Annotated in this window: 1 protein-coding gene; it reads left to right on the top strand. The window is 36.5% G+C overall.

Annotation, left to right across the window (positions count from 1 at the left end; translation table 11 throughout):
• Positions 1-359 precede the first annotated feature (359 nt).
• Positions 360-1676, top strand: coding sequence for an IS110 family RNA-guided transposase (locus FYJ58_RS14600; RefSeq protein WP_154520392.1), 1317 nt, complete (start codon positions 360-362; stop codon positions 1674-1676).
• Positions 1677-1810 lie beyond the last annotated feature (134 nt).

Below are 1810 nucleotides of genomic sequence, written 5' to 3'. Positions count from 1 at the left end.
CTAGTATAATAATGATGTAGTCAATTAAGACTACTTAATTAACAAGTTTCTATAAATCAGATAACAGAAGAAGGTGTTCTTCCTTCATCAGATGTTATCATAAATAATTATCATGTCTGACGGTTCCTGATAGACATCAGATAAAGCATAAGGTATTATCTCTTAGGATAGGACAAAGAATGTCGACCTCCTTGGGAAGCTGATTCTTCAGCTGATACCTGCAATAAAGTCAATTAGTCCATTCGACAGGGTTTTATGTTTTAGCTGGTTGGGAGCCGGAAGGCAATACCCGAATAACACGCTAGGTTGTGTACCTGCCAGATTGGAAATGGATTCCTATCAGAAAGGAGCGATTGCTCATGTCAAACAAAATTATTTTTAATCTTGATGAATTATTCATCTCTGTTGGTATTGATGTCGGTGCTGACTTCTCATGGATGTCTATTGCACTTCCAAACCAACAATTCGTAGGAAAACCTTATAAAATCCTACATAGCAGCATGGATTCCCTTACAACCGCTGTTTCTAAAATAAAAGAAGCAGAAGAGTTGTATTCTTTGGAAAGTCGCATTTTCCTAGAATCCACGGGAATTTATCATTACCCACTCTTCTGCTATCTTCGTGATAAGGGTTTTAACTGCTCGGTTATTAATCCTATCATCACTAAGAATAGCACAAACATGAATATAAGAAAAGTACATAATGACCGTTTTGATTCTAAAAAGGCTGCTTTAGTTGGTTTAAAACCTGATTTAAAGCTTTCTCTTATGCCGTCTGATCTTGCCTTAAACTGCCGTAACCTGTGTCGTGAATACTACGACTTAATGGACAACCGCAATGCTTATGTGAATAAGCTCCAGGGCGAATTACGTATGGCGTTTCCTCAGTATCTTGGCATTTTTTCCAAGGTTACAATCAATACATCTCTTACATTATTGGAAACTTATACTTCTCCATCTGCTTTTCTTGAAGCAGACAAACAAGAGATTATTGGTATCATTAAATCAACTGCACGCTTTGGACTTACATATGCTCAAAATAAGTATAATGCCATTATTCAAGCCGCTAATGAAGCGAATGAGTTCGGTTATATCATAGATAGCAACATCAAGCGTATTCGCCTTTATATCAGTTTCATCCGTAAATACGATGAAGAAATCAATCGTATTCTTGATTCCCTGCATGAACTTGTTGATGCAAATGAGGATACTGACTTTGTCAAACAGATTCACTTAATTGAAACATTTAAAGGAGCTGGTTTCTTATCTGCTGTATCTCTCATGGGAGAGATTGGTGACTTTTCTGCATTTTCTAAGCCAAAGCAACTTTTTGCTTACTTCGGTCTTGATCCTGCAGTAAAACAATCTGGTAAATTTGAAGGCACCAAAGTTCAAATGTCTAAGCGTGGTTCTGCTATAGCCAGACGTGTGATTCACACATTAACCTTACAAAGTATCAGTACCTCCCGTAAAGGAGATGCCAAAAATCCGGTTCTTCGTGATTATTATCTCAAGAAATGTGAATCAAAACCAAAACTGGTAGCAATGGGGGCTGTCTCACACAAAGTATGCAATATGATATTTGCAATACTCAGAGACAACAAACCTTTTGAAATCATTACTCCACAGGAGCATATCAAACAATACAATGCTGCTAAATGCGACGTAGCTGCATAAAATACTGTAACTTTAGCGAAACAATATCTTTTACAAAATGATATTTTCACCAAGGGGTAAGTGCGCCCTTTTTTAGTCAGATAATAAAATCAAAATTTTTTCATTTTTCTATTGACATTTATTAGCTGGACTTT

The sequence above is a fragment of the Velocimicrobium porci genome, from assembly GCF_009696045.1.
In the GTDB taxonomy this organism is placed as follows: Bacteria; Bacillota; Clostridia; order Lachnospirales; family Lachnospiraceae; genus Velocimicrobium; species Velocimicrobium porci.
This window is presented reverse-complemented; position numbering and strand designations above follow the sequence as displayed.